The sequence below is a fragment of the Pseudomonas sp. AO-1 genome (genome assembly GCF_019775695.1).
In the GTDB taxonomy this organism is placed as follows: domain Bacteria; phylum Pseudomonadota; class Gammaproteobacteria; order Pseudomonadales; family Pseudomonadaceae; genus Aquipseudomonas; species Aquipseudomonas parakoreensis.
This window is the reverse complement of sequence record NZ_CP079947.1, coordinates 5,956,594-5,983,484: the sequence shown is the minus strand read 5'-3', so window position 1 is coordinate 5,983,484 and position 26,891 is coordinate 5,956,594. Positions and strand designations below refer to the sequence as shown.

Sequence of the window (26,891 nt, the reverse complement as noted above, 5' to 3'; positions counted from 1 at the left end):
GCTCGTTGGCGGGAAAGCCTGTTCGCTTTTCTACTGAAGAACGTCAATAGCAACCTGAAATACTTCAATTTGCCATTGAACCGAGTGATCCAGCTGGGTACTCAGGTTGAGATGTAGAAATAAACAAGGCCGCGAATGCGGCCTTGTTTATTTCAGGGGTGTTACTCGTGTGAGTGTCCGTGCTCAGCGCTCTCGGACGTTGCTGCTTTCTCACCGCCACCGCATGCCGTCATCAGGCCAAGGAAGCAGATCAGGAGCATTGAGCGAATCAGCGTTGTCGGGGGGGGCATGGAAGAACTCTCAAAAAATGGATGGAATAAATGGTTTGTGATTCGGCTGGCTGAGGAACAGGTGCCGCAATAGGTTGGCTCTGCACGACCTGCGGTGCTGGAGCTGTAGCTGCTGGTTGAGGTGGTGCGGCATCCGCCAAGGCTTCCTGGGCAAGGATGATCTTCAATTCGCCCATCTGGGTGAGCCCCAGCGCCCGGCCCACACCCGTGGGATCAAAGGCGTATTCCGAAGGCATGTGGCCGATACGGTAAAGGACACAAGCCAGACTGCGATCAAAGAGCTGCACGCGCTGGGCATCAAAACCATGATGCTGACAGGCGACAACTCACACACGGCTGACGCGATTGCCAAACGAGTTGGGATAGATGAGGCGCGGGGAAACTTGCTGCCCGCTGACAAGCTCTCGGCGATTGGTGAGTTGCAGGATCGTAAGCACGTGGTAGGCATGGTCGGTGACCGGTGTCGTGCACAAAAAACACATGAAGCGCAATGATACCGCCCGAGTTGGCAATGCTTTATACCTCACCAAACCACTGGGTATAGGCATTCTTACCACCGCCGAAAAGAAGTCCAAGCTGCGGGCAGAGGATGTTGGCGTGGCCTGCGATTGGATGTGCACTTTGAATGAGCCCGGCAGCCGTTTTGGCAAGCTTGCAGGGGTCACAGCGATGACCGATGTGACCGGTTTTGGTTTACTCGGACACCTGGTGGAAATGGCCGATGGAGCTGAGCTCACCGCCCGACTCGAATATGCAGCTGTCCCTCGCCTACCTGGTGTCGATCACTACCTCGCCGAGGGCTGTGTGCCGGGTGGCACATTGAGGAATTTCGACAGCTATGGAGATAAGATCGCGCCGATCAGTGACGCGCAGCGTGACCTGCTCTGCGACCCGCAGACCAGTGGTGGCCTATTGATCACGTCACGCCGGAGGGTGAGGCGGAGTTTCTCGCCGTCTCCGCTGAGTTGGGGTTGCACCTGGCGCCTATCGGAACCTTGGTCGAACGACAGGCGTACGCGGTAGAAGTGCTCTAATGCGCGACAATAGCAGCGACACAATGTGGCTTGCTCGGATGGTTGCTAAGCATCATATTTTGATGGGCTCAGCTTGCTACTGGTGCGCTCGGCTCTGAGGTCTTAAAGGTAGAGACTCAGCAATTGTGCAATCGTGAAGTGGTTATCGACCTGCAAGAGAGGGCACTTTATGCAATCGAAGGAGCATTGGGACAAGGTCTACTCCAGCAAGCCAGCAGATGGCGTGAGCTGGTATCAAGAGCATGCGGAAAGCTCGCTGCGGCTGATCCAGCAAACTGGAGTTCCCTCGTCCGCAGAAATCATCGACGTAGGAGGTGGCGCCTCTACGTTGGTAGATGACTTAATTGCGAGTGGCTTTACCCGCCTGAGTGTCCTAGATCTTTCAGCGGCAGCTCTAGAAGCCACAAAGCAGCGATTGGGCAGCCGTGCCGATGAGGTGCGGTGGATTGCCGGAGATATCACGAAAGCTTCACTTCCTTCGCTATCTTATGACGTCTGGCATGACAGGGCCGTTTTTCATTTTTTGACCGATGAGGCCGACCGTCAGGCTTACGTCCAAGCTGTTTTGAGAAGCGTAAAACCTGGAGGTTTCGTCATTGTGGCGACCTTCTCGGAAGATGGGCCGACTCATTGCAGTGGCTTGCCTGTGCAACGGTATACAGCAGATGAACTGCATGATGAATTCGGCGCTCCGTTTGAGCTGATCAGCCATGAGAAGGAAGCACACCACACGCCGTTTGGGACAACACAGAACTTTGTGTACTGCTTCTGCCGGAAAAACTGAAGAGCGTTCATCTTCGAGGTCTGCCAGTGCTACGACGGGGCAACTGGATCTATCTGATGCACCCAGCAGCTCTACAAACCATACGGCTCTTGGTCTTGAGCAAACCGACAAGTCTTAGCAAACCATAGAAACTTACGATCACTTGGTGGGCCATCGGCGATGCTGATCATCGATAACGAACGGATGCTCATGATCATCACCTCCCTGGCCATCGATGTGCGTGTGATCGCCAGGTAGATCTTCATGGGTGTGCTTGATCGACTCCTGGTCATGAACTGGACGCCAGATCACGATGCTGATCAGCAGCGCACTACCTGCCACGACGGCGAGTCCTAGAAACGACGCCGTCAGGCTGATGTTGGCACCCAACCATCCTGCCAGTGGATAAGTAATCAACCAGCAAGCATGGGACAGCGCAAATTGGGCGGCAAACAACGCCGGGCGATCTTCGGCATGTGCCGAGCGACGCAACAGGCGACCGCTCGGAGTCTGGGCCAGCGAATAGCCCATCCCGAGCACCATCCACAGCGGCAACAGGAAGTTGTAGGTGGTCAGGTTGATGCCGACGGCCAAGCCCGCGACCAGTATTCCTCCGCCAAACAACATGGCCGTTCGGTCTTTGACGTTTTTCAGCAGGCGAGGCAATACCAGGGCCGAGATCATGGAACCACCACCAAACGCAGCCAGCGCCAATGCCGTTGAGCTTTGAGGCAGAGCGAAGCGCGACTGAACCAGCACCACGGTGTTGACGATGACCATGGCACTGGCGGCAGCTACTGTAAGATTGAGAGCCAGCAGCCCTCGTAGTCGGGGTGTTGCCAGGAATATGCGCGTGCCACGAGTGGTTCGCTTATAGATGCTACGTCGAGGCGTCTGCTTTGCCTTTGGCAATAGCACTGTGGCGACGAGGGCCGCTGAAGCAAGGAAACCGATGACAGTGCCGGCGAACAGGTTGTGGAAACTGATAACGGTCAGCAATGCGGCGGCGAGCATCGGGCTTGCGACACTTTCTAGATCGTAGGCCAGACGCGATAGCGACAAGGCACGGGTGTAGTCGTCCTCGTCCGGCAGGATGTCCGGAATAGTTGCCTGGAACGTTGGTGTGAACGCTGCCGAGGCCGACTGTAGTACGAAAATCAGGACATAGATTTGCCAGACCTCAGTCACGAACGGCAGAGCCAACGCAACCAGAGCTCGCACCAAATCCAGCGAAACCAGCATTGCCCGACGAGGTAGGCGTTCTGCAAAAGCTGCTGCAATCGGCGCAACGCCGATGTAGGCCGTCATTTTGATCGCCAACGCCGTGCCGAGAACGGCTCCTGCTTGGGCGCCTGCAAGGTCGAATGCCAGTAGGCCCAATGCGACAGTGGCAAGCCCAGTCCCAACGAGCGCAATCACTTGTGCCAGGAAGAGGTGACGGTAGGTTCGGTTGGCTAGGATTTTCAGCATGAGAAATCTCAAATGGAAAGGTGCGTCCCCATCTGGTTGTCGAGTATTTCTCGAAGAAAGAAAGCGACGAGTTTCCCGTTTGCAGATGATTATATATCCCCCTAGGGGGGATGTAGAATCATCCTAAACTAGAGGAAGTAGTAGCTCAAGGTATAGGCACTACCCTTTAACCGAATATCAGGGAGGTAGCGAGGAAGGAGGAAGGAGGAAGGAGGAAGGAGGAAGGCTATTGGTCAAGCGCACACAATGCGTGAGAGGTTTAACTCGCGCCCCTAGCCCTCCAGCTATCGGGCTCATCTCCACTGACGTTGCTGCGACCGGAGCCAAACCTCCATCTTCTCCAGCCTACCCACCTCTTGAAGCTTTGACTTCCCAGTAGCTACGAGATTGAGCAATAGTTGCTTATCGGAAAAGGATGGAAACCACTCATCCACTTCAACATTACAGTGCTCGGACTTACTCAGTGCCCACCTCACAATCATGTCGGCTGTCGCTCGGTAGTGATCTGCCATGTAAAGCTGTCGACCTTCTAAAGACCAACCGCATTTGGCCAGTTGCTCAGTGACCTCGACGATCCCTATCTCGCCAAAAAAGTCGGTGGTATCTGGATAATGGATGCCTGCAAGCGACACCTTGGCCACGCCGGATTCTCGGTCGAAGTACGACAGAAAATGCCACCCACCAGTTGTGCTCCCAGCGTGCGGAAAATTGATTGCGGCTTTCCCGGTTATGTAGTGCCCGCGTGAGACGCGTTTGAGATCAAAATCGAAAAGCGGCTGCCTCATGGGAACTTGCTGAGACGCGCCAGGCCCTGTTTTATGTGGCCCGCGTTCTCGCCGATTGTCTCGAGCGCTCCACGGACGTTATCTCCTACATCTGCATGACCGTGAGCTTCGACGTGGAGGGTCAACTCCATGAGAGCAGCCTCAAGGGCGAGCTGATTTTGGTACATCCTTTCCAGCACATCTGATAGCGAGTATTCACTCTGCACTTGATCACCTCCATGGTCAGAGTCGGCAGAATAACAGGAGCAAAAGCATCGCGTTATCCACTCAAGAATGATCAAAGCAAGCGGAGCGCGCAGGCGACAGCCGAAGGCGTGAGGATGGAAGCCCACAGGGCCAAGACGCTGGCGTTTACGACAAGGCTTGGTTCACGACAGCCGTTCCTTCAGGGACACGCAACGATACGGTAATTCGGACTTACAACTCCTTCAACATCCGCTCAAGTGTCTGATGTTCCCATGTGCTGAGCAGTGCAACTGGATCAGTGCCAAAGCGATCCCCGGAGTCAAACGACCAGTGTCGCCCATCTGGACTGACGCATTGTTCGCAGTAGTCGAGCTGATCACAGTCGTTGTAAATCGATATCTCCCAACCGTCTACATTGATCTGGAAGTGGCCGGCATAGATCTCGTCCCACGATTCATGACCCACCTTACTCATGACGGTTCGACCGAAAATTGCCTCCCTTAGCACCTGGGATACCTCTCTTGCGAAGAGCTCAGCCGCAGTGTTTTCGCTAACGCTACCTACCTGGGATGAACGAGCTGCCGCTCTGGCCTCTTTCAGCCTTTGCTCAGCGTACATAGCCGGATCATCATCTGGCAGCGGATAGCCTGCAGCTGAGAGAGCTTCGGCGCGCTCTTCAATGAGCAAACGCTCGGGATCGCGAACTGCTTGGTAGGCTCTGCCCGGTACGCGCCAAGTGGCATCCATTTGTGGCTCCTCAGTGGCTGACCGGCTTACTCTCCACCCGGCTTCGTCCAGATCTTTCGAAAGCAGGCACCCACCACAATTGGGCACGTGGTTTGCGATCTCATACTCACGCCAGTCCATCATAGCTTCGCTATCAATGCCGAGCGGCATGCGCTCAATAAGCCAGGCTATAGCGTTGATAACCTGACCATGCGAAAACGCTACGATGTCTCGGGCGGGATGTTCAGCAAGGCGCTCCAGGAAAGACTGAGCTCTAGCTATGAAATCTAGAAATGACTCAGCGCCTTCACCATCCGTGAAACCAGGATCTGCTTTGGCCCAATACGCCTCCACCCATTCGTGCCGATCAGCGACGGTTGTGCTAGTGCACCGCGCGGGTTCAAGGTAAGTGAATTCTTGAATGGGCCAAGTTTCAAATGGGGAATGAGGGAAAGCCGCAGCGGTCGCCATAGCGGTCGAATGCGCTCGGGTGAAAGACGAGGCAACAATCAGAGCCGGTGCATGGTTGAACGACAGTGCCACCAAGTGCGCTTGCTCAAATCCTTTCGGAGTGAGAGGAATGGTCGCGTGATCTAAAGTGGCTTGCCCTGCATTCGCAGCGCTCTCTCCATGTCGTATCAGCCTGACATTCTTCATCAATCGGAGACTCGGTCAGATTTTGACATTCGTTTCTGCTCAATTGGCAAAGGGGCAACAGGCTGTTAAAACCTGTGCCCCGTAAATCATTTTTTTGGCGGCGGAGGCGGCGGTGGAGATTTCGGAAGGTCTTTTCCGTGATCTTTAACGAAGCGCATTGGAGGGGGCGGTGGCGGAGGCGGCTTTTGATTGCTCATGCTGGTTTAGCTCCTGCTGGTGGGTGTAGAACGGGACGAACGACAGCACCGAGAGAATCATGGTGAGGGTTACGTAATTTGATAAGGAAACAAGTTTTGCACCACGTTTATCGTTGTTCACCGTGTTAACGGTCGCGCCTTCAATGTAATAGCTCAAAATGATCGTCTTGAAGTAGGTTTCCGCGTCATCGTCATTTTCACCGTGAACCGCAAAATGAGCCGTAGCATCAGCTCGATACCTTTCCAGCTCAGACAAGGTTGGAAGCCCTCTGTCGAAGTCGCGCAGTTGCCATGACGAGCGAAAGTAATATGCTCCACAAAGCAGACAAAAGACGGCAGACAGGTAAAAAATCCAAAATGAAACGCCTGCAAAGCCATCCTCCGAACTCGGTGCTTTGCCCAGCATATAGGACAGAAATGAGAGCAGTACGCCTAGGATAGCAAGGGGAAGATTCAGCCTAGAAATGAGCTTTTCTTTACGCTCTAGCTCATAGAAATAGATTTTCTCGTAAAAAATAAACCTTGCTGCGTCGTCCATGCGAGCTTCCTTCTGGCCTGGGGGCATGGCCTTTCGCCGTGTCAGACATCGAGAGATTTTGATATTGATTCAGCGTTACATCTCCTACCGTAACTGTTCAGCCGTGGCTCGGCCATACCGGAGTGCATGAATCCAGCTCAGCTTGGCTCAGGTATTCCAATATTTTTGGACTGTGCTCCTGGCCACGCCAAGCTTCTCCGCGATTAATTTCTTATCCATCCCCGCAGCCTTGAGAGCTCTTATGGTGTCCGCATTGAGAGGACGCTTAGGCTTGCCCTGAGAGCGCTTGATGAGCTTTCCATCACTGAATTGCTCCTCTACTAACTGCCACCCTCCGGACATCTCGAATTCCCTGATTCGCAAGGCAGTACGTCGCAAAGTTTCCGAAGGGAGTTCGCCACCCCGAGCCGCAATGGCGAGAGTGACTACCGTCAAAAGGTCGAGGCCCAAGTAGTCAGCGATCTCGTCCAGTTTCTCCAGCGTCGGCGTCGTCCTGGCCTGCTCAAGCTTCCCTACATTCGTCCGGTGCGTTGCCCCTGCGAGATCCTCGTAACTCAACCCTTGGTGTGCACGGGATCCGCGTAATGCCCCCGCCAGCGCTTCCTTCAGATTCATGAGTCGGATCCCCAAAAGCGAGGATAAAGCCACGGGTAGTGCGTTCCGATAAACAGATCATGGTGATATTATCGTGACATGCGATCAGCTTGGGCCAGGCATACGACCGCTAGGCGACGGCGTTAGCAGCAGTGGTCTGGTGACAGAGGAGAGACTCAAGCCTTGGTGAGCGGAGATCTCGCCACGCTGCGCAGCGATAACGTGTTGGAGGCGCAGGTCGTCAGGTGGTCTGACGCAACCGCTTTGAGGATGAGACGTTATTTTTTATTGAATGCAGGGATCCGGTACTAATGAAATTTGAGTGCGTAAAGTTTTCTGGAAAGGTTGATAACGTAAGCTTCGTCAGGCCCATGAGGGGTGGTTACAAAGTGACGCTAAAAATAGATGGGGAAGTTATTCCAAACCTGGTAGTGCCTGGCAAACTTTATGAAGAGCTAGAAACTAACAAGAACGTAACTTTGTATGGGTTTTTCAAGAATAGTCGGAAAAAAGAAAAGAATGAAGGGTTTTTGTACGGAATGAAACCCGAGGGTGGGGAAAGGGTGTTTGCCACTAACATGAGGCTTGGAGTTCCAGCGCTGCTCGCATTCTATGCCTGCTTGGCGTTTTGTATGATGTTCGTCGTAGGGTGGGCGGCTTCACTTGCTCTGGTAGTTGGGTTCAGCAGTGAATATAATCCTGGAGCAATGATGCATACCACTACGGTTTTCGCCTTAATCGAGGCAACTTTAGCCGGCTTATTTTTTCTCTGGCGAGCTTGGGTTATGTTCAGTAAGACATCTAATCCTGAAGCGTGGGAAACAATTACTCCCGCCGTACTATCGAGTCGATTCAGTAAGTTTCACAAGTCATAGTTCTTTAAGTTTGACGATAGGTGCGCGGCCGTTGAGACCCCGAGATATGCACTGAGGTAATCAACCTTAGAGCAGCGCAAGCGGAGCGCGCAGGCGTGCTGGATGAAAGCCCGTAGGGCCGAGCCGTGGCTTGCCACGGCTCGGTTCACGCCAGCCATCCGCCGCAGGCGGCACGCCATAGCTACTGCCCGATATCAATTCAACAAGGATGCGGCTGAATGACCCACGATGAACTCCGTCAGCTTGAGGGGGCTAGGCGAAGGACTTTGTGGGCGCTTGGCAGCCTCCGTCCTGGCGATCCCACTGCATCAGACCTCCTTGCCATCCTCGACGATCTCGACGACCAAGAGCGAAACGACACCCCCTGTAGCGATAAGCCACTCGACCTCATTGAGGTTCGTAACTCTGTCTCGGTGATGCGTCATAGCTCCGGAATCGACATCATTTTGGAGCAGACTATCCCGCAGCCATGGAGGGAGCGCTTCAATCAAGCAAGTATCGGCTCGACCAGGTTGCTTGATGGGCCATATGCCTCAGACTGGGATAAATTCCTGGCTTGTTGGGAATCAGAGATGCAGCACCTCGATGCACACAGAGCTGCATGCAGTAAGGCCAAGTTGGATTGATGCAAACGGAGAGTAGACGTGGAACGAGACAGCGATGACACCGTGTATTGCGATATCCAAATGCATGTAGCCCAAGGCCGGGAGCTACTGGAAGTAGTGACTGCCCTGCGAGAGTCGAAAGTTCATCCAAGTCTCGACAGAGTTTTTGAACACATTCAGGACGAGCTCAGCACCTCAATCGACATCGTTGAGAACCCGCTGACCTGGGGGCCTTGGTTTCAGTAAACCTCACCACAGCCCGTACTGTTTCTTCCTGTATATCGCGGATAGCCCACCAGTGTGAAAGCTGCCGGTGCCGGCGACTACAACTCCTGCAAGCACCTCTCCTTCCGTCTCTCTAGGTACAATACGAGCGTGACGCCTGCACCGCTCGGGAGCTCATTTTCAGAAGATGCCTAATGAGTGCGCCTATCAAAATCAATCAGTAAAGGAATACAATCTTGCATATTAAAAGTTTTGGTCTGTTGGGGCTTCGAACACTCTGCCTCAATAACATCATGCAGACCAACTCCCTCAATCCGCGTGATGTTCCTCAAGTCAAAGCGTCAAAGGTTAATATTTTCGTCGGCCCCAACGGCGGCGGTAAGTCAACTGTGCTAGATATGGTGCGCGCACTCAAGGATGTTGAGATTATAAAAACGATTGCTCGTGAAAACATGCGATCCACTACCGTGGCGGCTTCCATCATCTACTTTGACAATGGAACTTGGGTAGCTTCAGTATTCAACAAGCTAGATATTGATGAATTTGGCACATACATAGCCGTTACCACACGAGAAGACGGACACTTATTCAAGGGAAGTATTTACAGTAAATCGTCGAAACCTCCTAAAGAACTTTTAAAGGTTTTGGATAAACTAGAAGCAATAATTAGTTTTCGCTCATCACACGACGAGCGCGGAGTTTGTATTAACAAAATCATCAATGCGCTCAATAATGATGGCAAGCATCTAGTGGGACTCGCGCCGCACCCATTGCAGCCCGACCAAGTAGACTATAAAAGGCCTCCAAATGCAGATGACGCCTACAAGCATGCCAACCCAATTAGCTTTCTTGATAAGAATACGTTAGGTGTCTACCTCAACGATGATTTAGGTCAGTACAACCATATCCCATTAAAGATGCTGCCGTCTGGATGGCGGGCGTTTGCTGGGCTAATAGGATGGCTGAACTCTGTTAAGGATGACCAGATATGTGTCATCGAGGAGCCTGAAGTCCACCTGCATCCAACGCTTCAGAGACTCATGATGGCTAGAGTTTCTGAAATCGTCACCCGCAAGAACCTTCAGCTTTTCATCTCTACGCACTCTTCTGTGCTTCTAGACATATCAAGCTGGTCTGTACCAGGCACAAAGCTATTTGAAGTCAATGGTTACGCATTATCAGAATTAACATCACCTGCAAGGGCTCTGTCAGGGCTCGGCATAAAACCAAGCGATGTTTTCCAAGCCAACGGAGTGATATGGGTCGAAGGGGCGTCTGATCGAATCTACATTTTGCACTGGCTTTCGCTCTGGTGCTCGACGCATGGTAAATCCATGCCCATGGAGAATCTTGATTTCTCCTTCGTTTTTTACGGCGGCTCTATGCTCGGCCATTTCACATCAAATGCTACGCCAGGATTAATTGACATGTTCAGTATAAACAGGAACTCCATAGTAGTTATGGATCGAGATCTAGACTTTCAGCGCGCAGCTGACGGCGCTGATGAATGCATTAACCAAAACTGCGTGAAATATCAGGTTTGGGCAGACATTGCTGAACATGAATCGAAGACAGGATATTGCTGGGTGACTGATGGCTATACGATTGAAAGTTATTTGCCAGCAGCTTTTCGAGACAAGCATTATCGAATTTTCGGCGCTAGACTAAAGCAAATTACTACTTATTCAAAAGTTACAATCGCGGACAAGTTCGTAGCCGGAGGTAGCACTTTCAACTATAGCTATGACCCACAAACCGACTTGCCAACTCAGATTGAAAGACTTTTCAACACTATTGAGGCATGGCAGTTGTAGGCCCAAGCGTCGGTAAGTCTCGCCTCAAGGCAATCAAAGGTTTGCATCCCAAGCGTCCATCGCCTCGCTCACAGTAGCCAACCAGCGGAGATGATCGTTCTGTATGGCATTGGCGACGTGCTTGGCGGTGTTGGCTTCGATCCAAGTTGGGATACTTTGCGTGCCGTCCGAGAACAGGCTTGCGGTCGCGACAGCGAATCGCCCCGTACTCGTAGACTGGAGGCACAGATAACGCACTGCACCGCCACTGTGCAACCGACGCCAAGCCACCACCTCGATACAGTCCATGGCACTCACTGGAGTCTCTGCGGAGGGACTCGATTCCTGTTCCACCAGGAGGTCTGTCGCTGCCTCGAAAGGTCTCCTAGGCGCTCCTGTTGTGTGGACAAGGTGCTTCAACTGCTCACGTGAGGCGGTTATATGTTCGCGGAGCTCTTCGGGATCGATGGACATGCCGCCCCGGTCGGTGACCGAAAGGGTCTTCAAGCTGTTCGCTGCCAGGATGAACTCGCGTTCTCGCGCTTTCTCCCAGTCAGGGCGACGGTCGTTGTTGATAAAGCGCCACAGCTTTGCGAGGAGATTCAATAGGAGCATCTGCTGTCTCAATCGTACAGAAATACTGAATTAGAGGGTCGTAGTAACCGGGGGAAATACTTTGAGCTATCTATTAGGACTGTCGTAGTCCGCTGGCAATTTCCTGCTCCAATACATCGACCATATTATGTAGCTGCTGATTTTCAAGGCGCAGCTCGTTGATTTTACGAAGCAGTATCTGATTCTCTTCCTTGTAGTAATCACGTGCCGCTGCTGTCTGCTTGATCGTCCTCGCGTGCGAAGCGTTGTCAGCCCTCGCATCTTGAAGCTGAGTAAACCAGTAGATGATTTCTAGCCTGCTACGCTCCAGCTGCTCCTCGGGGGAGCCAGATGCTGCTTTTGCTGCAGCGTGGTCTTTCTTCTGCTGGGCACGCTTCGTCTTGATCTCTTCGATTCGAGCTTTCGGCCACTGACGGAAGTAGAGGGTGTTCCGATGCACGCCTGCTAGCTTGGCCAACTGGGTTATGGTGGCCGAAATGGACGGATCCTTTGATATTTTTTCTAGCGCTGCATCAATCGCACGACTGCCCGCCTCAAAGTTTTCCTCATTCTTGGAGTCGTAGGCGCTGCTCACACTGACATCTCGATGCCAAGTTGATGGAGCACCCCTTTGGCCTCTGAAATAGCGAGCTTCATTTGTTCGATGGACAAGGAAGCGTCAGCTGAGTCTCGCAGCTCCGCATAAGCTGCTGCAGGATCTGTCTCATACCTCCTGAGTGCTAAGGTATTTTGGACGTAGATTTCTTGCCACTTTGGCGCATTAGCTTCAGTTACCACGGCATTCTTGCATCGGTTGGGGTTACAGCGCAGTGAACCGATGCAAGGAATTGAGGGATCGTCCAACTCCGTTGCGTTGCCATAGCAATAGCCTTGGCCCACATTGATTACCGCGAAATTCAGCTCAGCCATTCGCTCAAAGATTTCTTTGTTCGAATAACCGGCCTCGAGATAACCTTTAAAATAGTTTTCAAGCCGAGCACGATGCGCGGGAGCGTTCTCGCCTGCATAACCCCCGGCGGGATTCAGGGAGTTCATGATGAATTCCGTCTCGGCATGCACTCGACCAGGAGCATCTGGGCCACCACCTGACGTAAGAGCCTCACCAATACCGCCATAGTCAATCGTGACGGTGCCTAACTGATTCCAGCGCACATCTTGGCCGATGGTGCTGGCATGGTGACCAAAGTGTTTGAGCTGATAGGACATGAACGGCAGGCCCACGGCAGCCCTGAGCATCTGGTTCGCTAACGAATGTCTGAGCGTGTATGGAGACACTTCGATCTCGTCATACTCTTCGACGGTCAAGGTTTTAGACAAAAATGCGCAAAGCTGATGACCTAGACCAGACCCGCTCAGCGAATTCGCCTCATGCTGCATGCCCGGCTTGATGGTATTCATGTTCGAGAAGAGGTATGGATTCTGCTTGAACCGGTTCAAGATCTGTAGTGCCTTTACCGCGTCCTTGACGATTGGAATTGCAACCCACATATCGTCGAAGAGTTTCCTGACGGCCTCTCGATTTTTGATGACCCTGCTGGTGATGAGCTCGTGTCCAAATTCGTCGACCGTCAGACAGTCATCAATCAAGCAGCCGGAAAGCTCGGACGGCCTCATACCGGTGTACTGACCGATGATGTAGCTTGCGCTGTTGCTGATGTGTGTCAGGTACTCATACAGGTCGTTGTCCATCGGGGCGCGAGTCAATTTACACAGCGCTTCTTTGTCCTTGAGCATGCCAAGGTTTTGAGGCGACCAAAAAACAGGCTCTAGGTTATACAAGTAAGGCTCCACTTCGAGTCCTGTATAACCGCGCGAGGTCAGGCGTATCGCCACATAAATGTCGTAATTTCTCCGCGTGATCTTGGCTTTCTTAGCCTGGTCATAGCCCATTATCTCGAGCCGGCTCAGCGTATCCTGATCCGAGATGTCCTCTTTCAGCGCTTTAAGGAAATCTACAACTGCGAAAGAACCTTCTCGGGAGCTCTTCTCGAAAATTTTGTTGCTGAACCATTTGCTCCTGGTACGGGTTTGTTTATTTTTGACGCTGTTTTGCTTCCACCCAAGATTCTCCAGATCGACGTACACCAACGGCCTTGGAAAAAGATTTTCGACAAGGAAGTGAGACCTAAGAACCTGGAAACCAGTGAGCATCACTCCCCGGAATGCTCGGTCGAAGACTTCAGCCTCAGTCCGGTAATCGTGTTCGGTAAAGTCTGCGAGGCTGAAATGCGATCCTTCGAAGAAGCGATCCCCATGCTCCAATCGCTTGCGTGCGCACATCTGATTGATAAACGGGATCACAGACTTGAAGATATCCAGCACGGTATGGGGTTTGTAGCTTCTAGGCTTCTTGGTATGGCGAAGAGCTCCAGGGATCTCCAACACGCAAAGGATAGCGACCTTCAGTTCGAAAAGAATTGTGCTGTTCAGACTCTCATAGATTCCGAAATCGATCCGGGATTTTGAGCCCTGTATATCCCTTGCTAAGACATGTGATTCACCGTTGAAGTCCCAGATCGTATGCTTCACGAGGCTCAACTTGCTGGCAGGAAGGTTCATCAGTGCGGCGAGCAACTCAAGTGCGTTCACTCCATTGTTGGAATGAGAGGTAACCACAATGAGCTCATTGCCTAAATAGCCCAAGAACCGCTCACGCACCGCTTTGATTTTGTAAATGAGCGTATCGAATCCAAGAATCACAGGGACACTGCCTCAATCATCGGGTTAGTGACGATGTGCTCTGCCAACCGGCGCGCCTCCTCCAGCTGTTCCGCCGTGAACCCATGCTCGGAAGGCGTGAGGATGCTGTTCAGTACCTCCAGGTTTTCACGGATGACAGTGCCGTATGGTGTTTCTGCGACATTGCTGGTGGACATAATCGAAATGTAGTCCCACTGCATCGCAAAGAGGTCTGGCAGGTTGGATACGGTGATGATGGAGTTGCTGCATGACAAGCACTTGTTCAGCAGCGAGCACTTACTGCCTTTTTTGTAGCTCGGCAGCTTTGTGATTTCATCAGGAGGATTTAGGGCGTCCCTGCAACTGACCAAGCCTGTCTTAATGATCACCGGTGACGAACTTGTACCTGGGGTACTTGGCTTGTGCTTGGTCGCCGATTTAGCATCCTGGATGATCGTACCTTTGTGAATCTCGGTAAGAGCTTTGGAGTTGACCTCTCGAGCCGTCTTGTTGAATTCCAACTTATCGAGATAATTGATAGTGGTTTTGTGGGATCCGTGACCAAGAATCACTTGGATTTCCCTGATTGAGACGCCCTGCTCAACAAGATCCGCTACAAGACTGGGCCGGAGTCGAGAAGCCGAGATATTCAGATCCTCACCTCCCTCAGTTTTGAGGTTGTGATCCCTGGCAAACTGGTTCATCACATTGTTGATAAGTGTGGAGTTTTCGAACGACTTCACCTTCCTGAATTCGCTTTGTTTCTGGGACTCGTAAATGAACAGTCTTTCTTTGACAGCGCCTTCGGCGAGTTCTCGAATGTGGCGAGTCAGATAAACGACCTCGCTGAAGATCTTCCTGACCTCAATGCTTTGTGCCCGCGTTAGCCACGTCCAGTCCGCGTACATGAGATCAAGGTGAAGAACCTTTCCTCCACCTGACCGCTCTTTCCAGTAACGAAGATAAGGGCGTTGAGTCAGTTCGTGGCTCTCGACGAAGTCATCAACATCCAGGCTTTTGAGGGAGTCAGCGTTGAGTCCTGTAACCTGTGCCAGCCGAGTGATATAAGGGGCAATCGTCCTAGATGTTACCTGATAGATTACCCCCCACTTGGCATACGTCTCAGTAACCCCGAGGCCGCCGATCCTCACTAATCGTGTGAAACCCTGTTCGTACTTGTTCTCCGAATCAGCTGACCACTCGCTGGTCGGTCTGCAGTTGAGCTTGTTCTCGAAGATCCAACGAGCGTTTTCCAAGGTGGCCATCCCTTTGACAAGGTGCCCATTCTCGTCCAACGGATCACTGCCTCCATGAAACGAGACGTAGTTCTTCGCCAGCTCATTGGTCTTTTGCCTCTCCATGTCACAGGCTTGCTGGATCGCCGTTCTCGCAAACTTAGGGTAAGGGCGATACATATCAGTTTCCCGACCGGTGTCGAACCCCTGCACATCAATAAAAGATGAAAGGCCAAAGCCTCGAATCTTCACTGTGCGCTTTAACATTGAGCGGACTGCCGACAAAACCCCATTAGCATAATTCGACGTTAGGGTGCCCGATTCCATTTGGTCGACAAGGTACTTCCTGAGTCGCGTTAAGTAGTGGGCCGTGACGTATTCCCGAGGATCCTCACCTCCCTCGAATCCTACCTCGGTCAAATGCATGGACATCTGCCGGAAGGCGTCACTGTAGTTTTGCTGGCCGGATGAGGATTTCGACTTCATCGACGCGGCGGCGAACATATGCAGGAGCTTGCTGAAGGGGCGACCAGAGTCTTCCGCCAGATCTTCGAACTTCGAGAGCCCGACCAGCCTTAGCTTAGAGAGCGCCTTGGTAATAGAGTCTTTTGGCGTTGCTTCTTGTTTTTTCTGCCCAGCTTCAGCCGCTCGCTCTTTGCAGTTCTTGTAATCAGCATTGATTACGCCAAGGTTCGTCAGGTCGAGGAGGATCTCTTGGAAGGTTTGTTCAACGATGGAGAAATTGGCGCGAGCCTGTTTCAGGTTTTTCATGCCGTCAACCTGGTAAAGGCTGGCTTTCGACGAGATGGTATTGCCGAACCTTGGGATGTTTCGCTTCTCTGTCTCACTTAGGTTTTCGTACCAGCAGAGAAGTTTGCGGCGCCACTCATTCGCAATTGAGGGGTGGTCGGGGATCACGATCTTTTCCTCGATCATTCGCTGGATGATTGAGTCGAGGATGTCTTCCCTAGTGTTGAAGGTGTTGCCGCTCGTTTCCAACTCTTTTAAGAGATACGTGTAAGCCGGTCTCAGCTTTCCCCTTTGAGAAAGCTGCACGTTCAAGAGAGATTGGCGGCTGCTTTTGATCCTTGTGGCCCAAGTCTGAATCGCCACAGTGACTTCGGATTTCAAACGCTTCGGGCGTCTGGCTTGGCTGGGGAGCTCGGCTTCGGTGTGAGCATGAGCCGCTGCTAGCTCATCGGGCGAATGATGAGTAGTGCTCATTTTTGGCTTCTTTGGGCGTACAGGTGAGCACAGAGCAGCATGAGGGTTCCTCCCGGTTGGTAGCCAGAAATGAACACCATAGCGAAGCGGTGGTCAAGCAGATTAAAGTAAAAAAACCATGTAAATCAATGGGTTAAGAGTATGCTGTCGGCATACCCTTAAGCTAAGCCGTTGTCCCATCAGGCTTTTTCGTCGTTATGTCGTGCCCAGCTGCGTCAGAAATTACTGGGGAGTTTTTACGGACGAAAGTCAGGGACTACGGCAAGGTCGCTGGTTTGTTCAAGTGATCCGTTCAGCGTGGAAAACTGTACTGGCGGGTGTGGTCTGAGATATCACTTTCTATCACCGGTTTTGATTCGTTTGGTCGTCCGCTCGCGCAGTACCTGCATTTCTCCGCATTTGGTCTTGATGAGTGAGTCAGGCTTGCAGAGCTTTTGGTAGATGTCATGAGGGATCTGGGTGTAGCCCTCAGATGTCGTGGAGTGGCTGTGACCATGCCCTATCGAAAGCATTCCGAGGCGCTCGAAATAATCCTTTCCCAGATCTGGGCTTGTGAGGAGGAGATACGCCGAGCCATGACGAAATTTGTGCGCCGAGATCTTTCGCTTGGTCTTCCCAGCCTTCTGGGCCCGCTTGCTTACACGCTCAAAAAGCTTTTCAACGCTCTTGGTGGTATAGGGCTTCCCATGTGAATTGAAAAACGCAGGCGTCTTACTTGGGTCTCTTATCCGCTGGCTATGTCGGTGGTAGAGCGGTGTTCTGTGATAGTTCTCGATGCGCTCCAGGGTTGTCCTACTGACGAGTGTTATCCTAGGTTTTTTTGCATTTTTTCTACCCTTGCTTCCCAAGACATGCAACGGACTGTAATCCGCATTCACCGGGATATTACTGTCAGCGGAAACATACTGGAGCTTCTGGTACTCAAGTGCATTGCGGATGTCCTGAAGCGTGATATGAGGCAGCTCAGACTCTCGAATGCCAGAGTCGTATATCAACTGCAGCATGCACCTTTCTCGTTCTGAGTGTGCATGCAAGATCAACTGTTCAAGCTCAAGCATGCTGCACGGTTGGACGATTTCTTTTGTGTGTGCCTTGCCAGGGCGAATCGGCCCGTGCTCATAAGGATTGTCAGTCCGGAGAGGTGGCTGATCGTTAAGGCTGATGCTCAGGTGGTTGCTGAACAAATGATGGTAAGCAGCATCTCGACCCTGCACTGTCTTCGGAGCTAGGCCCGCAGCATCCAGACGACCCAAGTAAACTTCGAAATTACCTAATCCGATACTCAGTAGGAGGTCGTCTCTGACTGTGGTCTCGTACTCAGGCTTTCTCCTCTGGTCATCTAGCAGGTACGAGATACGCCTTGCATAGGACACAACGGTTTTGTCCGCGAGTAAGGTGTTTCTGTAGTTCCGGCAAAGGTAGGAGGACACCAAGGGAAGAAGCTGTTCATCGTTACCGATCAACGCGCATCCTGTCACTTTCACGCTTGGTTCACTGCCCTCTGGCTGAGCTAAGAACTGCTCACGGTATGGGCCGCTGGCGAGGATTGAATTGCTAAGGTCGAGCTCTCTTTCTCGTACAGCAACCACTTTCATGATCTGACGCCCCACTCATCAACTCAGGATGTTTGGTGTGGAGTATGACTCACGGATTAGATTCTGGATGGACTTGAGGCAAGTGCGCCTAGTGATTGTGCACTTCAGTGTAGGGGGGTAGAAATCACCGCTTCCGCCGCGTGGTCGGTACCGATCACCAGCCCGTGGGCCGCGCCGGCGATGGTGTACTGGGCGACCATGCGCATCCGCGCCTTGGTGTTGCCGAGCACGAAATCCACCGACACCGCGTGTTTGCCTTCGAACGCCGCCACTTCACTGGCCAGCGACTTCACCGCCGGGCCGATGTTCACGGTGTGGCGCTCGTCCGGGGCGATGAAGTCCACCGAAGCCTGGGCGTCGTGTTCATCGAACTGGGTTTCGTACGGCAGGCGCACGGCAATGAACTTGTAGGCGTTGTCGCCAGTGCGCTCGCGCAGCTCACGCATGGCGCGCTGGGCCAAGAGACCGGCGGTCAGCGAGTCGACACCGCCGCTGATGCCCAGCACCAGGGTCTTGAGGCCGGAATTGACCAGGCAATCCTGGATAAAGGTGATGCGTCGGGCGACTTCCGCTTCGAGGGCCTGATGCCCGGCGAATGGCGGTTGCACCTTGAGCTGTTCAGCAATCTCACGCTGTACGGCTTGCATGAATTCACTCCTTGCTAGATAGGCTGGAAACGGCAGGAACCTGGAACACATGTCGCAAATAGGCGACGAAATTCGGGTCTTTACAGTGAGTCTTGCCGGGCTCGTCGGAGATCTTCGCCACCGGCTGGCCGTTGCAGGCGGTCATTTTAAGCACGATGCTCATCGGTTCGACACCCGGAATGTCACAGGTCAGGTTGGTGCCGATGCCAAAGCTGACGTTGATCCGCCCGTGCAGCGCGCGGAAGATCTCCAGCGACTTGGGCAGGGTCAGGCTGTCGGAGAACACCAGAGTCTTGCTCATCGGGTCGATGCCGAGCTTGTGGTAGTGGGCGATGCATTTTTCGCCCCACTGCACCGGATCCCCGGAGTCGTGGCGCAAACCATCGAAGAGCTTGGCAAAGAACAGGTCGAAGTCGCCGAGGAAGGCGTCGGTGGTGATGCAATCGGTGAGCGCAATCCCGAGCAAACCACGGTACTCGCGCACCCAGCAGTCGAGCGCGGCGATCTGGCTGTCGATCAAGCGTGGGCCGAGTTGCTGGTGGGCCATGATCCATTCATGGGCCATGGTGCCCAGCGGTTTCATGTCCAGTTCGCGGGACAAGTGCACGTTGCTGGTGCCGACGAAGCGCCCGGGGAAATCGTGCTTGAGCACATTCACCACTTCTTCCTGCACGCGATACGAAAAACGCCGACGGGTGCCGAAATCGGCGACCTGCAATTGCGCCAGTTCGTCGGCCGAGGCGTTGGCGCTGAGCCAGTCGAACTTGCGATACAGCTGTTCCCGCGCCTGCACCAGTTCGATTTCGCGGTAGCGATAGCGGTTGCGCACTTCGCTGACGATCGCCAGCAGCGGCACTTCGTAAAGGATCACATGCAGCCACGGGCCGCGCAGACGAATGAACAACTCGCCGTTCTCTATGCCGGTGTGGAGGTAGCGCAGGTTGAAGCGGAACAGTCCGAGAAAGCGCAGGAAATCCGGCTTGAGGAAGGTGATGCGCTCGAGAAAACTCAACTGGTCGGCGCTCAGGCTCAGCTCGGCCAGACGCTCGATCTGGTAGCGAATCTCGGCCAGATACGGCCGCAGATCCTCGCTGTTACGGCAACGAAACTCCCATTCGACTTCGACGTTGGGGTAGTTGTGCAGCACCGCCTGCATCATCGTCAGTTTGTAGAAGTCGGTGTCGAGCAGGTTCTGCACGATGCGATCGGCAAACACACTCTCGCTCATAAACGGGGTCTCCAGGTGCACCGCGCGGCTGCGCGGGATCAATCAATGACGCTAGTGGCGCATATCAGCGGTGGGGATTGCCAGCAATTTTTGGCCTGTAGCGGATTTTGCTTAATGTAGGAGCTGCCGAAGGCTGCGATCTTTTGATCCTGAAAAACAAGATCAAAAGATCGCAGCCTTCGGCAGCTCCTACAGGAGAATCAGTGGTCGTCGGGGCTATCGATCTGCTCCAGCATCCACTTCACAAAATCGCGCACCTTCGGCACTTCCGCCGCATGTTCCGGGTAGGCCAGGTAATAGGCGTCGGAGCTGGGCATTGCATGCTGCCAGGGAATGACCAGTTTGCCGTCGGCCAATTCTTCTTCCACCAGAAACCGTGGCAGCAGCGCCACGCCGCAGCCGACCTGGGCGGCGCGGATGCACATATAAAAGGTTTCAAAACGCGGCCCGTGATAGCTGTGTTCGGTGTGGTAACCCTGACTGTCGAACCAGTCGTGCCAGGCCTGTGGACGCGAGGCGTTTTGCAGCAGCACCAGATCGGTCAGTTGCGTCGGGTCGGTGAACGGCTGATCCGGCAGGCTGCCTGGCGCACAGACCGGCACCAGCTCTTCGCCGAACAGCTTCAGGCATTCGGTGCCGGGGCGTGAGCCTTGGCCGAAATAGAACGCCAGATCGCTGCGCCCCTGTAGCAAATCGTCGGCCTCCTGCTCGTTGCACAAGTCGAGATGGATCGACGGATGGCGCAGACGCCAGCCCTTCAGACGCGGCACCAGCCAGCGCGCGCCGAAGGTCGAAGACGTAGAAACGCGCAGGACTTCGGTCTCGCCGCCGTAGGAACGCAGGTAATGCGTGGACATTTCCACCTGAGTGAGGATTTTTCGGACTTCCACCAGGTACAAATCCCCGGCCGGAGTCATCTGCAAACGCCGACGCACTCGGCGGAACAACAAGTGCTGCAACAATTCCTCAAGCTGCGCGACCTGTTTGCTGACGGCGCTCTGGGTCAGGTTCAGTTCTTCGGCGGCCCGGGTGAAGCTCAGGTGCCGGGTCACGGCCTCGAAGCACTGCAGCGCGGTGATCGACGGCAGGTGGCGTTTGTTCAGCATGGGTGGTCCTTTTTCTTGTCTTTCTATGCGCAGCATGAATAAACGGAATGATATCTCGCGTAAAGGTCGTTTGTTGCCTTGCCTTCGGGAAGCTACAACTAAAGGCCTGCCCGGTCGTGAACATTCGGCCGCACACATTCAGTTTTTCGCTTGAGGAGTGACCCATGGTTGCCGCATTGCTTGATCGTCTTGGTGTGAACCCGGCCCTGTACCAGAACGGCAAAGTGCCGGTGCATTCGCCCATCGACGGCAGCCGCATCGCCGCCGTGAACTGGGAAGGCCCGGCCGAAGTCGAGCAGCACATCAGTCGCGCAGATAATGCGTTCGAGCAGTGGCGCAAGGTGCCGGCCCCGCGTCGCGGCGAGCTGGTGCGTCAGTTCGGCGAGGTGCTGCGCGAATACAAGGCTGACCTCGGCGAACTGGTGTCGTGGGAAGCGGGCAAGATCACCCAGGAAGGCCTCGGTGAAGTGCAGGAGATGATCGACATCTGCGACTTCGCCGTCGGCCTGTCGCGTCAACTGTACGGCTTGACCATCGCCTCCGAGCGCCCGGGCCATCACATGCGTGAAACCTGGCATCCGCTGGGCGTGGTCGGCGTGATCAGTGCGTTCAACTTCCCGGTCGCAGTGTGGGCGTGGAACACCACGCTGGCGCTGGTCTGCGGCAACCCGGTGGTGTGGAAACCGTCGGAGAAAACCCCGCTGACCGCACTGGCCTGCGAGGCACTGTTCGACCGTGTGGTGAAGAATTTCAGCGATGCGCCGGCGCACTTGTGCCAAGTGATCATCGGTGGCCGTGACGCTGGCGAAGCGCTGGTGGATGATCCGCGCGTGGCGCTGATCAGCGCCACCGGCAGCACCCGCATGGGCCGCGAAGTGGCGCCGAAAGTCGCCGCGCGTTTCGCCCGCAGCATTCTTGAACTGGGCGGCAACAACGCGATGATCCTCGGCCCGAGCGCCGATCTGGACATGGCTGTACGCGCCATTCTGTTCAGTGCGGTCGGCACCGCCGGGCAGCGTTGCACCACCCTGCGTCGGCTGATTGCCCATGAATCGGTGAAGGAAGAAATCGTCACCCGCCTCAAAGCCGCGTACGCCAAGGTGCGCATCGGCCATCCGCTGGAAGGCAATCTGGTCGGCCCGCTGATCGACAAACACAGCTACGAAAATATGCAGGACGCGCTGGAGCAGGCACTGAGCGAGGGCGGGCGGGTGTTCGGTGGCAAGCGCCAACTGGAAGATCAATTCCCGAATGCCTACTACGTGTCGCCGGCCATTGTCGAAATGCCGGAGCAGAGCGATGTGGTCTGCAGCGAAACCTTTGCGCCGATCCTCTACGTGGTCGGCTACCGCGACTTCCAGGAAGCGCTACGCCTGAACAACGCGGTGCCGCAAGGCCTGTCGTCGTGCATCTTCACCACCGACGTGCGCGAGGCCGAGCAGTTCATGTCGGCGGTCGGCAGTGACTGCGGCATCGCCAACGTCAACATCGGCCCGAGCGGCGCGGAAATCGGCGGCGCATTCGGTGGCGAGAAAGAGACCGGTGGTGGTCGTGAGTCGGGTTCCGACGCCTGGCGCGCGTACATGCGCCGGCAGACCAATACCGTGAACTACTCGCTGGAGTTGCCGCTGGCGCAGGGCATTACCTTCGACTGAGTTTGGAATGACGCAGATCCTGGGAGCGGGCTTTTGTGGAGAGGGGATTTATCCCCGATGGGCTGCGCAGCGGCCCCAAAACATGCAATCGCGGAGTTTCAGATACACCGCATGCACTGGTTTTACGGTTGCTATGCAACCGATCGGGGATAAATCCCCTCGCCACAGGGCTTTATCCCACAGGATCAGCAGTGTGTTTGGCAGGTTTCTGTTGGAGTCTGGCAATGCCGTTACGCGAAGAATGTCTGTGGGAAAAACTCACGCCGCAGCGCCCGGATAACACCGCGCTGCGGGGCGAGGTCAAAGTCGATGTCTGCGTGATCGGCGCCGGGTTTACCGGGTTGTCGGCGGCGCTGCATCTGTTGGAAAAAGGCAAAAGCGTCTGCGTGCTGGAAGCGCATCGCGCAGGTCACGGCGGCTCCGGGCGCAACGTCGGGCTGGTCAACGCCGGCATGTGGATCCCGCCGGACGAGATCGAGGCCGGGTTCGGCGAAGCGGTCGGCAGCCAGCTCAACCGCATGCTCGGGGCGGCGCCAGCGCTGGTGTTCAGCCTTGTGGATAAATATCACATCGATTGCCAGTTGCGCCGCGAAGGCACCCTGCACATGGCGCACAACGCCAAGGGCGAAGCGGATCTGCGCAGTCGCGAGCAACAATGGAAGCGTCGCGGGGCGCCCGTCGAGTTGCTCACCGGCAAGGCCTGCGAGCAAGCCACCGGCACGCAAAAGATCGCTGCCGCGCTGCTCGACCGCCGCGCCGGCACGCTCAACCCGATGGCCTATGTCACCGGACTGGCCAACGCGGTGAAAGGGCTGGGCGGGCAGATGTTCGATCATTCGCCGGTGAGCCGTCTCGAGCGCGTGGGCCAGCAATGGTCAGTGCAGACCGAGCACGGTTCGGTACTCGCCGAGCAAGTGGTGATCGCCTCTAACGCCTACACCGAGGGCGACTGGACCGAACTCAAGCGCAACTTTTTCCCCGGTTACTACTATCAGGTCGCCTCGGTGCCGCTGACCGAAGATGCCGCCCATGACATTCTCCCCGGCGGGCAGGGCTCGTGGGACACGCGGCAGGTGCTGAGCAGTATCCGTCGCGACAAGGACGACCGGTTGTTGCTCGGCAGTCTGGGCAACGGCAACCAGAAACCGACGTGGTTCCTCAAGGCCTGGGCCGATCGGGTGCAGCAGCATTACTTCCCCAACCTGAAACCGGTGGAATGGGAATGCACCTGGACCGGGCGCATTGCCTTTACCCCCGATCACCTGATGCGCCTGTTCGAACCGGCGCCGGGACTGGTGGCCGTCACCGGTTACAACGGTCGTGGCGTGACCACTGGCACTGTGGTCGGCAAAGCCTTCGCCGACTATCTGTGTAACGGAAATCCTCAAGCCTTGCCGATCCCCTTCGCACCGATGCAGCCCCTGGCCGGTGTCGGCCTGCGCAGTTGCCTGTACGAGGCCGGGTTCTCGCTGTATCACGCGGGCCAGTGCCTGCGCATCGTCATCTGAGTGTTGAAATATGTTGCGTAACGCGGCGCTTTTCGGCGTAGCGACTAGCCTGTAATGGTGCGGGTTGTAGCAGTCCCGCACCAGCAGTGTGCAGTTCGGTGACGCGAGCTGTTACAGGCTGGTTGCACGTCGTTTGGTGCCGCGGTTGCAATGATGGCGCAAGCGGGTTGCGCCTGAGATTTAAAAAGGTTTCACCTTCCGCGGTTTAGACGGTTGCACGCCCAATGAAAATGGGAACGAAACAGTCGAAATAACAAGAAAGCAGCGACTTTTTGAAGAATAAAAAACCGATGGCACGGCGCTTGCTCAGAGCATTCAGTGAAGTGAAGTCGCAGTGCCAACTAAAAAAAACCTTGGAGCACCACCTCATGTCCCAGACGTTTTACAAGAAAGGCTTTCTGGCCCTCGCAGTGGCTACTGCGTTGGGTGTTTCTGCGTTTGCTCAAGCTGATGTGAAAATCGGTGTAGCGGGTCCAATGACTGGCGCCAACGCGGCATTTGGCGAGCAGTACATGAAGGGTGCACAGGCGGCGGCGGACGCGGTCAACGCGGCGGGTGGCGTCAACGGCGAGAAAATCGTACTGGTCAAGGGCGATGACGCCTGCGAACCGAAACAGGCAGTAACGGTTGCGAAGGATCTGGTCAACCAGAAGGTGGCCGGTGTGGTCGGTCACTTCTGCTCTTCCTCCACCATTCCAGCGTCGGAAATCTACGATGAAGCCGGTGTTATCGCGATCACCCCGGGTTCCACCAACCCGCAAGTGACCGAGCGCGGCCTGAGCGCCATGTTCCGTATGTGCGGGCGTGATGACCAGCAAGGCATCGTCGCGGGCGATTACATTGTCGATGTGCTCAAGGGCAAGAAAGTCGCCGTGCTGCACGACAAGGACACTTACGGTCAGGGCCTGGCCGATGCGACCAAGGCTCAACTGGAAAAGCGTGGCGTGAAGCCGGTGCTGTATGAAGGCCTGACTCGTGGCGAGAAAGACTTCAGCGCCGTGGTCACCAAGATCCGTGCGGCCGGTGCCGACGTGGTCTACTTCGGCGGCCTGCACCCGGAAGCCGGGCCGCTGGTCAAGCAACTGCGCACCGAAGGCCTGAAAGACGTGAAGTTCATGTCTGATGACGGCATCGTCACCGACGAACTGGTGACCACCGCCGGTGGCCCGCAATACGTCGACGGCGTGCTGATGACCTTCGGCGCTGACCCACGCCTGCTGCCAGACAGCAAGACCGTGGTCGATGCGTTCCGCAAGGCTGGCACCGAACCTGAAGGCTACACCCTGTACGCCTACGCGTCGGTTCAGACCCTGGCGGCCGCCTTCAACGGCGCCAAATCCAACAGTGGCGAAAAAGCCGCCGAATGGCTCAAGGCCAACCCGGTGAAAACCGTGATGGGTGAGAAAGCCTGGGACAAGAAAGGCGACCTGAAAGTGTCCGACTACGTGGTTTACCAGTGGGACGCGAGTGGCAAATACCATCAGCTGGAAAAACAGAAGTAAGGGCTGACGCGATCAGCTTGATCCCCACCAATACCTGTGGGAGCGGGCTTGCCCGCGATGGCGTCAGGTCAGTCGACACACAGATTGGTTGATCCGCCGCTATCGCTGGCAAGCCAGCTCCCACAGAAGATCGGTGGGTCTGGACTCATCGCGCTCTGACATTGCTCCGACGTAAATCTGTATTTTTCCTAGAAGAACCGCCCGCCCCGGCGGGCAGGTTCTCATTGCGTGAGATTGCGTTATGGATGGTATTTTCCTGCAGCAACTGGTCAACGGCCTGACCCTCGGGTCGGTCTATGGCCTGATCGCCATCGGCTACACAATGGTCTACGGCATCATCGGCATGATCAACTTCGCCCACGGTGAGGTTTACATGATTTCCGCTTACCTGGCGGCAATCAGTCTGGCTCTGCTGGCTTACTTCGGTATCGAATCCTTCCCGCTGTTGATGCTCGGCACGCTGGTGTTCACCATCGTCGTCACTGGCGTCTATGGCTGGGTAATCGAACGCGTCGCCTACAAACCTCTGCGCAACTCCACCCGACTGGCACCGCTGATCAGTGCCATTGGTATCTCCCTGATCCTGCAGAACTATGCCCAGATCAGCCAGGGCGCCCGCCAACAGGGTGTTCCAACGCTGCTCACCGGTGCCTGGCGCATTGACGTCGGCAGCGGTTTCGTCCAGCTGACCTACACCAAGATTTTCATTCTGGTGGCCGCGTTCGTCGGCATGGGCCTGCTGACCTACGTGATCAAGTACACCAAGCTCGGCCGCATGTGCCGCGCCACCCAGCAAGACCGCAAGATGGCCTCGATCCTGGGGATCAACACCGACCGGGTGATTTCCTACGTGTTCATCATCGGTGCAGCGATGGCAGCTCTGGCCGGCGTGCTGATCACCATGAACTACGGCACGTTCGACTTCTACGCAGGCTTCGTCATCGGCATCAAGGCGTTCACCGCCGCAGTGCTCGGCGGGATCGGCTCACTGCCCGGCGCGATGCTCGGCGGGATCATTCTCGGGATCTCCGAGTCGCTGTTCTCGGGCCTGGTCAACTCCGACTACAAAGACGTGTTCAGCTTCTCGCTGCTCGTACTTGTTCTGGTCTTCCGGCCTCAGGGCCTGTTGGGCCGTCCTCTTGTGTCGAAGGTGTAAGCG

At 54.9% G+C, this 26,891-nt stretch carries 21 protein-coding genes and 5 pseudogenes; 11 read left to right on the top strand and 15 right to left on the bottom strand.

Features of this window, described 5'->3' with window-relative positions; all coding sequences use genetic code 11:
* Nucleotides 1–376 precede the first annotated feature (376 nt).
* A pseudogene (locus KVQ82_RS31740) lies at nt 377–526 on the bottom strand (transmembrane anchor protein); the annotation flags it as partial.
* On the opposite strand from KVQ82_RS31740, the pseudogene KVQ82_RS27280 reads away from it, so the two are divergent.
* From KVQ82_RS27280 to KVQ82_RS27270, 3 genes and pseudogenes are all read left to right on the top strand, one after another.
* A pseudogene (locus KVQ82_RS27280) lies at nt 527–748 on the top strand (HAD family hydrolase); the annotation flags it as partial.
* A pseudogene (gene selD / locus KVQ82_RS27275) lies at nt 741–1,324 on the top strand (selenide, water dikinase SelD); the annotation flags it as partial. The pseudogenes KVQ82_RS27280 and selD, both read left to right, overlap by 8 nt.
* Nucleotides 1,325–1,493: 169 nt before the next feature.
* Nucleotides 1,494–2,108 (top strand): class I SAM-dependent methyltransferase, encoded by a 615-nt coding sequence (locus KVQ82_RS27270; protein ID WP_222016875.1) that lies wholly within the window; start codon nt 1,494–1,496, stop codon nt 2,106–2,108.
* A 138-nt stretch (nt 2,109–2,246) separates the two neighbouring features.
* Here the strand turns inward: KVQ82_RS27270 and KVQ82_RS27265 are convergent, their stop codons facing one another.
* The 6 genes and pseudogenes from KVQ82_RS27265 to KVQ82_RS27245 form a co-directional block, all read right to left on the bottom strand.
* Nucleotides 2,247–3,557 (bottom strand): MFS transporter, encoded by a 1,311-nt coding sequence (locus tag KVQ82_RS27265; protein WP_222016873.1) that lies wholly within the window; start codon nt 3,555–3,557, stop codon nt 2,247–2,249.
* Nucleotides 3,558–3,850: 293 nt separating this feature from the next.
* A complete protein-coding gene (locus tag KVQ82_RS27260; protein WP_222016870.1) occupies nt 3,851–4,342 on the bottom strand; it encodes a hypothetical protein in 492 nt (163 codons plus the stop codon).
* Complete coding sequence (locus KVQ82_RS31735; RefSeq protein ID WP_260687826.1) at nt 4,339–4,548, bottom strand: hypothetical protein; 210 nt, start codon at nt 4,546–4,548, stop codon at nt 4,339–4,341. The genes KVQ82_RS27260 and KVQ82_RS31735 overlap by 4 nt, the downstream gene beginning before the upstream one ends.
* A gap of 754 nt (nt 4,549–5,302) precedes the next feature.
* A pseudogene (locus tag KVQ82_RS31725) lies at nt 5,303–5,911 on the bottom strand (histidine phosphatase family protein); the annotation flags it as partial.
* 144 nt (nt 5,912–6,055) lie between these two features.
* Nucleotides 6,056–6,646, bottom strand: a complete 591-nt coding sequence (locus tag KVQ82_RS27250; RefSeq protein WP_260687825.1) for a hypothetical protein — start codon at nt 6,644–6,646, stop codon at nt 6,056–6,058.
* 147 nt (nt 6,647–6,793) lie between these two features.
* Nucleotides 6,794–7,261, bottom strand: coding sequence for a transcriptional regulator (locus KVQ82_RS27245; protein ID WP_222016868.1), 468 nt, complete (start codon nt 7,259–7,261; stop codon nt 6,794–6,796).
* Nucleotides 7,262–7,551: 290 nt separating this feature from the next.
* Here KVQ82_RS27245 and KVQ82_RS27240 point away from each other — a divergent pair, with 290 nt between their 5' ends.
* The 4 genes from KVQ82_RS27240 (at nt 7,552) to KVQ82_RS27230 (ending at nt 10,759) form a co-directional block, all read left to right on the top strand.
* A complete protein-coding gene (locus KVQ82_RS27240) occupies nt 7,552–8,115 on the top strand; it encodes a hypothetical protein (RefSeq protein ID WP_222016866.1) in 564 nt (187 codons plus the stop codon).
* 218 nt (nt 8,116–8,333) lie between these two features.
* Nucleotides 8,334–8,741 (top strand): hypothetical protein, encoded by a 408-nt coding sequence (locus KVQ82_RS27235; protein WP_222016863.1) that lies wholly within the window; start codon nt 8,334–8,336, stop codon nt 8,739–8,741.
* A gap of 18 nt (nt 8,742–8,759) precedes the next feature.
* Complete coding sequence (locus KVQ82_RS31720; RefSeq protein WP_260687823.1) at nt 8,760–8,966, top strand: hypothetical protein; 207 nt, start codon at nt 8,760–8,762, stop codon at nt 8,964–8,966.
* Nucleotides 8,967–9,181: 215 nt separating this feature from the next.
* Nucleotides 9,182–10,759 carry an ATP-dependent endonuclease gene (locus tag KVQ82_RS27230; RefSeq protein ID WP_222016862.1) on the top strand — a complete coding sequence of 526 codons (1,578 nt, stop codon included), beginning with the start codon at nt 9,182–9,184 and terminating at the stop codon, nt 10,757–10,759.
* 33 nt (nt 10,760–10,792) lie between these two features.
* On the opposite strand, the gene KVQ82_RS27225 is transcribed toward KVQ82_RS27230, so the two are convergent.
* The 8 genes and pseudogenes from KVQ82_RS27225 to KVQ82_RS27190 all read right to left on the bottom strand — a co-directional run bounded on the left by KVQ82_RS27225 (nt 10,793) and on the right by KVQ82_RS27190 (nt 21,067).
* Nucleotides 10,793–11,353, bottom strand: a complete 561-nt coding sequence (locus tag KVQ82_RS27225; protein WP_222016860.1) for a hypothetical protein — start codon at nt 11,351–11,353, stop codon at nt 10,793–10,795.
* 73 nt (nt 11,354–11,426) lie between these two features.
* The gene (locus KVQ82_RS27220; RefSeq protein ID WP_222016858.1) at nt 11,427–11,927 is read right to left on the bottom strand and encodes a hypothetical protein; all 501 of its coding nucleotides are present in this window, start codon (nt 11,925–11,927) and stop codon (nt 11,427–11,429) included.
* The gene (locus KVQ82_RS27215) at nt 11,924–14,053 is read right to left on the bottom strand and encodes a site-specific integrase (protein ID WP_222016856.1); all 2,130 of its coding nucleotides are present in this window, start codon (nt 14,051–14,053) and stop codon (nt 11,924–11,926) included. The genes KVQ82_RS27220 and KVQ82_RS27215 overlap by 4 nt, the downstream gene beginning before the upstream one ends.
* Entirely contained in the window at nt 14,050–16,491 is a 2,442-nt protein-coding gene (locus KVQ82_RS27210) for a tyrosine-type recombinase/integrase (protein ID WP_222016854.1), read from the bottom strand. The genes KVQ82_RS27215 and KVQ82_RS27210 overlap by 4 nt, the downstream gene beginning before the upstream one ends.
* Before the next feature lie 332 nt (nt 16,492–16,823).
* The gene (locus KVQ82_RS27205) at nt 16,824–18,086 is read right to left on the bottom strand and encodes a tyrosine-type recombinase/integrase (RefSeq protein WP_222016853.1); all 1,263 of its coding nucleotides are present in this window, start codon (nt 18,084–18,086) and stop codon (nt 16,824–16,826) included.
* Between the two features lie 122 nt (nt 18,087–18,208).
* A pseudogene (nadE, locus tag KVQ82_RS27200) lies at nt 18,209–18,733 on the bottom strand (NAD(+) synthase); the annotation flags it as partial.
* 4 nt (nt 18,734–18,737) lie between these two features.
* Complete coding sequence (pncB, locus tag KVQ82_RS27195) at nt 18,738–19,961, bottom strand: nicotinate phosphoribosyltransferase (protein ID WP_041065644.1); 1,224 nt, start codon at nt 19,959–19,961, stop codon at nt 18,738–18,740.
* Nucleotides 19,962–20,161: 200 nt separating this feature from the next.
* Nucleotides 20,162–21,067 (bottom strand): LysR family transcriptional regulator, encoded by a 906-nt coding sequence (locus KVQ82_RS27190; RefSeq protein WP_222016851.1) that lies wholly within the window; start codon nt 21,065–21,067, stop codon nt 20,162–20,164.
* A gap of 164 nt (nt 21,068–21,231) precedes the next feature.
* On the opposite strand from KVQ82_RS27190, the gene KVQ82_RS27185 reads away from it, so the two are divergent.
* From KVQ82_RS27185 to KVQ82_RS27170, 4 genes are all read left to right on the top strand, one after another.
* A complete protein-coding gene (locus KVQ82_RS27185) occupies nt 21,232–22,722 on the top strand; it encodes an aldehyde dehydrogenase family protein (protein WP_222016849.1) in 1,491 nt (496 codons plus the stop codon).
* A 224-nt stretch (nt 22,723–22,946) separates the two neighbouring features.
* Entirely contained in the window at nt 22,947–24,230 is a 1,284-nt protein-coding gene (locus tag KVQ82_RS27180; RefSeq protein ID WP_222016845.1) for an FAD-binding oxidoreductase, read from the top strand.
* Nucleotides 24,231–24,598: 368 nt separating this feature from the next.
* Entirely contained in the window at nt 24,599–25,732 is a 1,134-nt protein-coding gene (locus tag KVQ82_RS27175; protein ID WP_041065631.1) for an ABC transporter substrate-binding protein, read from the top strand.
* A 241-nt stretch (nt 25,733–25,973) separates the two neighbouring features.
* Nucleotides 25,974–26,888, top strand: coding sequence for a branched-chain amino acid ABC transporter permease (locus KVQ82_RS27170; RefSeq protein WP_027613532.1), 915 nt, complete (start codon nt 25,974–25,976; stop codon nt 26,886–26,888).
* Nucleotides 26,889–26,891 lie beyond the last annotated feature (3 nt).